This window comes from Sphingomonas sp. PAMC 26605 (genome assembly GCF_000241485.1).
GTDB lineage: Bacteria > Pseudomonadota > Alphaproteobacteria > Sphingomonadales > Sphingomonadaceae > Sphingomonas.
Genome location: NZ_JH584241.1, coordinates 902,625 through 908,777, shown reverse-complemented (window position 1 = coordinate 908,777; position 6,153 = coordinate 902,625). Strand labels below are relative to the sequence as shown.

Sequence of the window (6,153 nt, the reverse complement as noted above, 5' to 3'; positions counted from 1 at the left end):
CCCCAGCCCCTCCCGCAAGCGGGAGGGGGGAAGAAGAAACTCCCCTCACCGCGCCGCATCCATCGCCGCGCGCATCTGCCGCACTGCTTCGCCCAGCCCGACGAACAGCGCCTCGCCGACCAGGAAATGCCCGATGTTCAATTCGCGCACCTGCGGGATCGCCGCAATCGGCGCGACATTGGCGTAGGTCAGGCCGTGCCCGGCGTGCACCTCGATGCCGTTCTTCGCCGCCAGCGCTGCCGCATCGATCAGGCGGCGCAGCTCCGCCGTTTGCGCTTCGCCCGTGATATCGCAATAGCGACCCGTATGGAGTTCGATCACCGGCGCGCCGAGCCGGATCGCCGCATCGATCTGGCGCGCATCGGGCTCGATGAACAGCGAGACGCGGATCCCTGCATCACGCAGAGCGCCGACCAGCGGTTCGAGCCGATCGAAGCGCCCGGCCGCGTCGAGCCCGCCCTCGGTCGTCACTTCCTCGCGCTTTTCGGGAACGATGCACGCGGCGTGCGGCGTGTGGCGCAAGGCGATCGCGAGCATCTCGTCGGTCGCCGCCATTTCGAGGTTGAGCGGGATCGACAACTGTTCCGACAGCCGCGCGATGTCGTCGTCGGTGATGTGGCGGCGATCCTCGCGCAGATGCGCAGTGATGCCGTCGGCTCCGGCCTCGGCCGCGAGCAGCGCGGCGCGCACCGGATCGGGATAGCCCGCGCCGCGCGCATTCCGCACCGTCGCGACGTGATCGATATTGACGCCGAGGCGCAGCGCGCGGCTCATGCGGCGCGGCTCCCGGGCTTGATCGCGGGGATCGCCGCGAGCACGGGCGGAAGCGCGTCGGCGGCGTAGGTCGGCACGTCGAGCCGGATCAGCGGGAAGAACGGCACGCCGAGCTCGGCGGTCCCGCTCGAACGGTCGACCAATGCCGCCGCCGCGACGGTCTCGCCACGAGCGCGCGCGATCGCGGCGATCGCCTCGCGCGACGACAGGCCGGTGGTGACGACGTCTTCCATCATCAAAACCTTGGTGCCGGGTTCGATCCGGAAACCGCGGCGCAGTTCAAACACGCCCTCGGGCCGTTCGAGGAACATCGCGGGCACACCGAGCGCGCGGCCCATCTCATGTCCCGCGATCACGCCGCCCATTGCGGGCGAGATCACCGCAGCGATCTGCGCGCGGACCTCAGCCGGCAGCCGCGCGACGAGCGCCTCGGCCAACCGCGCGCCGCGCGCCGGGTCCATCAGCACGCGCGCGCACTGGAGATAGCGGCCGCTGCGCAATCCCGACGACAGGATGAAATGCCCCTCCAGCAACGCCTCGGCGGCGCGGAATTCGGCGAGAACATCGGCGTCGGTCATGGTCGGTCCGTCCTGTAGGGAAGAGCGGCCTGATTAGGGTTGCGGGCGCGCCGACGCAACGATTGCGCCAAAAAAGGCGTCGCCGCGGGTTGAGGCCGGGGCATAGCCTGCTATACGCCGGGGCATAAAGGCGTATCCCCGTCTTGATAATGCCGTAAAAGCGGTGCTGCAGAGGGTAGAAGCAGACGATGCGTAGGATCGGGATCAAATCGATCGTGCTGGCGGCGAGCCTCGCGATCTCGAGCATCGGAGCGGCCGACGCCGCGCCGCAACCGTCCCCGATCGCGCCTGTCGCCAAACCCGTCGAAGCCGCGCCCGTCGCCGCTTCGCCCGCCGCCACCCAGGCCGCGCCTGCCTCCGCTGCCGTGTCGAACGACCCGATGCTCGCGGTCGATGGCGCACCCGCGATGGCGATCGACCCCAAGGTCGGCCAGCCGGTCGATGGGTTGATCACGATCCAGCCGCAGGTCACGCCGAACGGCAAACAGGCCTTGTGGTTCCACAATTGGCTGCTCGTCCCGACGATCACGATCATCACGGTCTTCGTGTTGCTGCTGCTCGTCTGGGTCGTCATCCGCTATCGCAAGGCCAACAATCCGGTCGCCTCGAAGACGTCGCACAACACGATCCTCGAAGTGCTGTGGACGGGCCTGCCGGTGTTGATCCTGCTCGGCCTAGCGCTGCCGTCGATCGGGCTGCTCCAGGCGCAGTACAAGCCCGCGCCGAAGACTGCGGTGACGCTTAAGGCGATCGGCAATCAATGGTATTGGTCGTATCAATATCCCGACAATGGCGGATTCGAGATCACCTCGAACATGCTCAAGGAAGCGGGCGAAACCGGCAAGGGCGAGCGCGCGCGGACCGCGATCGACGGGCCGCGGCTGCTGGCAACCGACAATCGCGTCGTGCTCCCGGTCGGCGTGCCGATCCGGTTGATCACCACCTCGAACGACGTGATCCACAGCTGGGAAATCCCGGCGTTCTGGATCAAGCTCGACGCCGTCCCCGGCCGCCTCAACGAGACGAGCTTCACGATCGACAAGCCCGGCGTTTATTTCGGGGTGTGCTCCGAACTTTGCGGCGCGCGCCATGGCTATATGCCGATCACGGTCGAGGCGGTGGCGCCGGCGGTGTTCGCGCAGTGGGTCAAGGCCAAGGGCGGCACGATGCCGGGTGCGGCTGCTCCCGCGGTCACCGCGGCACCAGCGGCGGACGTCACCGCGAACGTCACCGGCCCGGTCGAGGCGGGCACCGCCACCGGACCTGTCAGAACCACGAGCGCGACGGCCAATCCCGCCGGCGCCGGCACAGTTGGACAATAAGCCATGACCGACTCCGCTCTCACCGGCCACGCTTTCGAAGCGCATCCGCCGCATGACGCGCACGCGCACGATGATCATCAGATGTCGTTCTTCGCGCGCTGGTTCATGTCGACCAATCACAAGGATATCGGCACGCTGTACCTGATCTTCGCGATCACCGCGGGGATCATCGGCGGCGCGATTTCGGGGCTGATGCGTGCCGAACTCGCGCATCCCGAGATCCAGTATCTCGGCTATTGGGCGAGCTTCCTGCCCGGCGGCGAGCAGGGCCTCGATCATTCGCTCCATCTGTGGAACGTGCTGATCACCGCGCATGGGCTGATCATGGTGTTCTTCATGGTGATGCCGGCGATGATCGGCGGTTTCGGCAACTGGTTCGTGCCGATCATGATCGGCGCGCCCGACATGGCCTTCCCGCGGATGAACAACATCTCGTTCTGGCTGCTGATCCCGAGCTTCACGTTGCTGCTCGCCTCGCCCTTCTTCGGTGGTGCGGGCAACGGCTGGACGCTCTACGCGCCGCTCTCGACCTATGGCGAGCCGGGGCCGTCGACCGACATGGCGATCCTGTCGCTCCATCTCGCGGGCGCTTCGTCGATCCTCGGCGCGATCAACTTCATCACCACCATCTTCAACATGCGCGCGCCGGGCATGACGCTGCACAAGATGCCGCTGTTCGTCTGGTCGGTGCTGGTCACCGCCTTCCTGCTGCTGCTGGCGCTCCCGGTGCTCGCCGCCGCGATCACGATGCTGCTGACCGACCGCAATTTCGGCACGACCTTCTTCGATCCGGCGGGCGGCGGCGATCCGATCCTGTACCAGCATCTGTTCTGGTTCTTCGGCCACCCCGAGGTCTACATCATGATCCTGCCGGGCTTCGGCATCGTCAGCCAGGTGATCTCGACCTTCTCGAAGAAGCCCGTGTTCGGCTATCTCGGCATGGCCTATGCGATGGTCGCGATCGGCGTGGTCGGCTTCGTCGTGTGGGCGCACCACATGTTCACCACGGGCTTGAGCGTCAACACCAAAATGTACTTCACCGCGGCGACGATGGTGATCGCCGTGCCGACCGGCATCAAGATCTTCTCGTGGATCGCGACGATGTGGGGCGGCTCGATCAGCTTCAAGACGCCGATGCTGTGGGCGATCGGCTTCATCTTCATGTTCACCGTCGGCGGCGTGACCGGCGTCGTGCTCGCCAATGGCGGCATCGATGACTATATGCAGGACAGCTATTACGTCGTGGCGCATTTCCACTACGTGCTGTCGCTGGGTGCGGTGTTCTCGCTCTTCTCGGGCTTCTATTACTGGTTCCCGAAGATGTCGGGGAAGATGTACAACGAGGTTCTCGGGCAGATTCACTATTACATCTTCTTCGTCGGCGTGAACGTGCTGTTCTTCCCGATGCACTTCCTCGGCCTGCAGAACATGCAGCGGCGCGTGCCGGACTATACCGACGCGCTGGCGCACTGGAACTATGTCGCGAGCATCGGCTATCAGATCATGGCGTTCTCGATGATCGTGTTCTTCGTCAACGTCATCTGGTCGCTCGCCAAGGGTAAGCCGGCCGGCGACAGCCCGTGGGGCGAGGGGGCGACCACGCTCGAATGGACGCTGTCGAGCCCGCCGCCGTATCACCAGTTCGAGACGCTGCCGCGGATCGATTGAGCTTCCGACCCTCGCCGCCTGCGCGGCGAGGGTCGATCTTTTGTCCCCTCCCGCGTGCGGGAGGGGTAGGGGTGGGCTCTCGCGCGCACCCCGCGACTCAGCGCTTGGTTGAAAGCGCGAGCCCACCCCCAGCCCCTCCCGCACGCGGGAGGGGGGTAGAAGTGAAATGACCGTAACCACGCTTACTCCCACCGCCATGCTTCCCGCCGACTGGCGCGACTTTTTCGCGCTGACCAAGCCGCGCGTGATGCGCTCGGTGGTGTTCACCGCGCTGTGTGGGATGCTCGCGGCGCCGGTGCAGCTTCCCTTCGTGCTCGGCTTCACCGCGATCCTGTGCATCGCGATGGCGGCAGGCGCGGCGGGTGCGCTCAACCAATGGTATGAGTCCGACATCGATTCGCTGATGAAGCGCACCGCCAAGCGCCCGCTCCCCGCCGGCAAGATGGAGCGCGAGACCGCGCTGCAGTTCGGCGTCGGGCTCGGCGTGTTCTCGGTGCTGCTGATGGGGATGGCGATCGGGCTGCTCGCCGCGACGCTGCTCGCCGCGTCGATCCTGTTCTACGTCCTCGTCTACACCGTCGGCCTCAAGCGTCGTACGCCGCAGAATATCGTTATCGGCGGCGCCGCGGGCGCCTTCCCGCCGCTGATCGGCTGGGTCGCCGCCACGGGCAGCATTTCGACGCTGCCGCTGCTGATGTTCGCGATCATCTTCCTATGGACTCCGCCGCACAGCTGGGCGCTCGCGCTGCTGATCCGCGACGATTATGCCAAGGGCGGCGTGCCGATGCTCCCCGTCGTGGCGAGCGCGCGCACGACGCGCTGGCAGATGCTGTTCTATGCGGTGCTGATGGCGGCCGCGGCGGTCTCGCCCTGGCCGCTCGGTCTGGCGGGCGCGACCTATGGGATCGTCGCCGCGGCGACGTCGGCGATCTTTCTCGGTCTCACTGCCTGGGTCGTCGTCCAACGCGCCGCCACGCCTGCCGAGATGAAGGCCGAACGCTTCCTGTTCGTCTATTCGATCGGCTATATCCTCGCGATCTTCGCCACCCTCGCTATCGATCGGCTGACCGCATGAACCCAGACCCGCGCCCAGACCTTTCGGTCCCGCACGCCGACCTCGTCCGCAAGCGCCAGCGCACGCGGGCGGCGGTACTCGGCGTCATCCTCGGCGCGTTCGTCGTGCTGGTCTTCGCAATCACCATCGCCAAGATCAAGGCGGGGATGCCGCACTGATGCTGCGCGCGATCGGCGCCGACGGGAAGCTCCGCACCGCGCTCTTCGCCGTTCTGGGCGTGTGCTTCATGACCGGGCTCGGCTGGGCGAGCATCCCGCTCTATCGCATGTTCTGCCAGGCGACCGGGCTCAACGGCACGACGCAGCGCGCCTTGCGCGCACCCGGCGCGGTCAGCCAGCAGATGCGGATCGATTTCGACACCAATGTCGCGCCGCACATGCCGTGGAAGTTCGCCCCCGAAAACCCGTCCGAGACGGTCGACATCGGTGCGCGCGACATGGCCTTCTTCACCGCGACCAACACGTCTGACAAGACGATCACCGGCACCGCGACGTTCAACGTCACGCCGTATCAGGTCGGCAAATACTTCACCAAGATCCAGTGCTTCTGCTTCACCCAGCAGACCTTGAAGCCCGGCGAGACCGCGCGGATGCCGGTGATCTTCTTCGTCGACCCCAAGATCCTGCAGGATCCCGACGCGAGCGACGTCCAGACGATCACGTTGAGCTACACGTTTTACCCGGTGGATTCCGCGAAAGCCAAAGGCTAGAGCAGGGTTACGGGACGAGATAGAGAC

7 protein-coding genes are annotated in these 6,153 nt (G+C 66.0%); 5 read left to right on the top strand and 2 right to left on the bottom strand.

The window, feature by feature from the left end:
* Positions 1-45: 45 nt before the first annotated feature.
* Together RH90_RS04105 and pyrE are read right to left on the bottom strand one after the other, a co-directional pair.
* The gene (locus RH90_RS04105; RefSeq protein WP_010184057.1) at positions 46-774 is read right to left on the bottom strand and encodes a pyridoxine 5'-phosphate synthase; all 729 of its coding nucleotides are present in this window, start codon (positions 772-774) and stop codon (positions 46-48) included.
* The gene (pyrE, locus tag RH90_RS04100) at positions 771-1,352 is read right to left on the bottom strand and encodes an orotate phosphoribosyltransferase (RefSeq protein WP_010184056.1); all 582 of its coding nucleotides are present in this window, start codon (positions 1,350-1,352) and stop codon (positions 771-773) included. Before pyrE ends, RH90_RS04105 begins: the two co-directional genes overlap by 4 nt.
* 188 nt (positions 1,353-1,540) lie before the next feature.
* Here pyrE and coxB point away from each other — a divergent pair, with 188 nt between their 5' ends.
* The 5 genes from coxB to RH90_RS04080 all read left to right on the top strand — a co-directional run bounded on the left by coxB (position 1,541) and on the right by RH90_RS04080 (position 6,126).
* A complete protein-coding gene (gene coxB, locus RH90_RS04095) occupies positions 1,541-2,674 on the top strand; it encodes a cytochrome c oxidase subunit II (RefSeq protein ID WP_010184055.1) in 1,134 nt (377 codons plus the stop codon).
* Between the two features lie 3 nt (positions 2,675-2,677).
* Positions 2,678-4,342, top strand: coding sequence for a cytochrome c oxidase subunit I (gene ctaD / locus RH90_RS04090; protein ID WP_010184054.1), 1,665 nt, complete (start codon positions 2,678-2,680; stop codon positions 4,340-4,342).
* A 166-nt stretch (positions 4,343-4,508) separates the two neighbouring features.
* The gene (locus tag RH90_RS04085; RefSeq protein WP_010184053.1) at positions 4,509-5,417 is read left to right on the top strand and encodes a heme o synthase; all 909 of its coding nucleotides are present in this window, start codon (positions 4,509-4,511) and stop codon (positions 5,415-5,417) included.
* Positions 5,414-5,575: a hypothetical protein gene (locus RH90_RS23885; RefSeq protein WP_198283385.1), complete on the top strand. Its 162-nt coding sequence runs from the start codon at positions 5,414-5,416 to the stop codon at positions 5,573-5,575. Before RH90_RS04085 ends, RH90_RS23885 begins: the two co-directional genes overlap by 4 nt.
* The gene (locus RH90_RS04080) at positions 5,575-6,126 is read left to right on the top strand and encodes a cytochrome c oxidase assembly protein (protein ID WP_010184052.1); all 552 of its coding nucleotides are present in this window, start codon (positions 5,575-5,577) and stop codon (positions 6,124-6,126) included. Before RH90_RS23885 ends, RH90_RS04080 begins: the two co-directional genes overlap by 1 nt.
* Positions 6,127-6,153 lie beyond the last annotated feature (27 nt).

Bases quoted from the DNA above. Each gene is read 5' to 3' on its own strand.
- RH90_RS04105 (WP_010184057.1), bottom strand. From the start codon at position 774: ATGAGCCGCGCGCTGCGCCTCGGCGTCAATATCGATCACGTCGCGACG.
- pyrE (WP_010184056.1), bottom strand. From the start codon at position 1,352: ATGACCGACGCCGATGTTCTCGCCGAATTCCGCGCCGCCGAGGCGTTG.
- coxB (WP_010184055.1), top strand. From the start codon at position 1,541: ATGCGTAGGATCGGGATCAAATCGATCGTGCTGGCGGCGAGCCTCGCG.
- ctaD (WP_010184054.1), top strand. From the start codon at position 2,678: ATGACCGACTCCGCTCTCACCGGCCACGCTTTCGAAGCGCATCCGCCG.
- RH90_RS04085 (WP_010184053.1), top strand. From the start codon at position 4,509: ATGACCGTAACCACGCTTACTCCCACCGCCATGCTTCCCGCCGACTGG.
- RH90_RS23885 (WP_198283385.1), top strand. From the start codon at position 5,414: ATGAACCCAGACCCGCGCCCAGACCTTTCGGTCCCGCACGCCGACCTC.
- RH90_RS04080 (WP_010184052.1), top strand. From the start codon at position 5,575: ATGCTGCGCGCGATCGGCGCCGACGGGAAGCTCCGCACCGCGCTCTTC.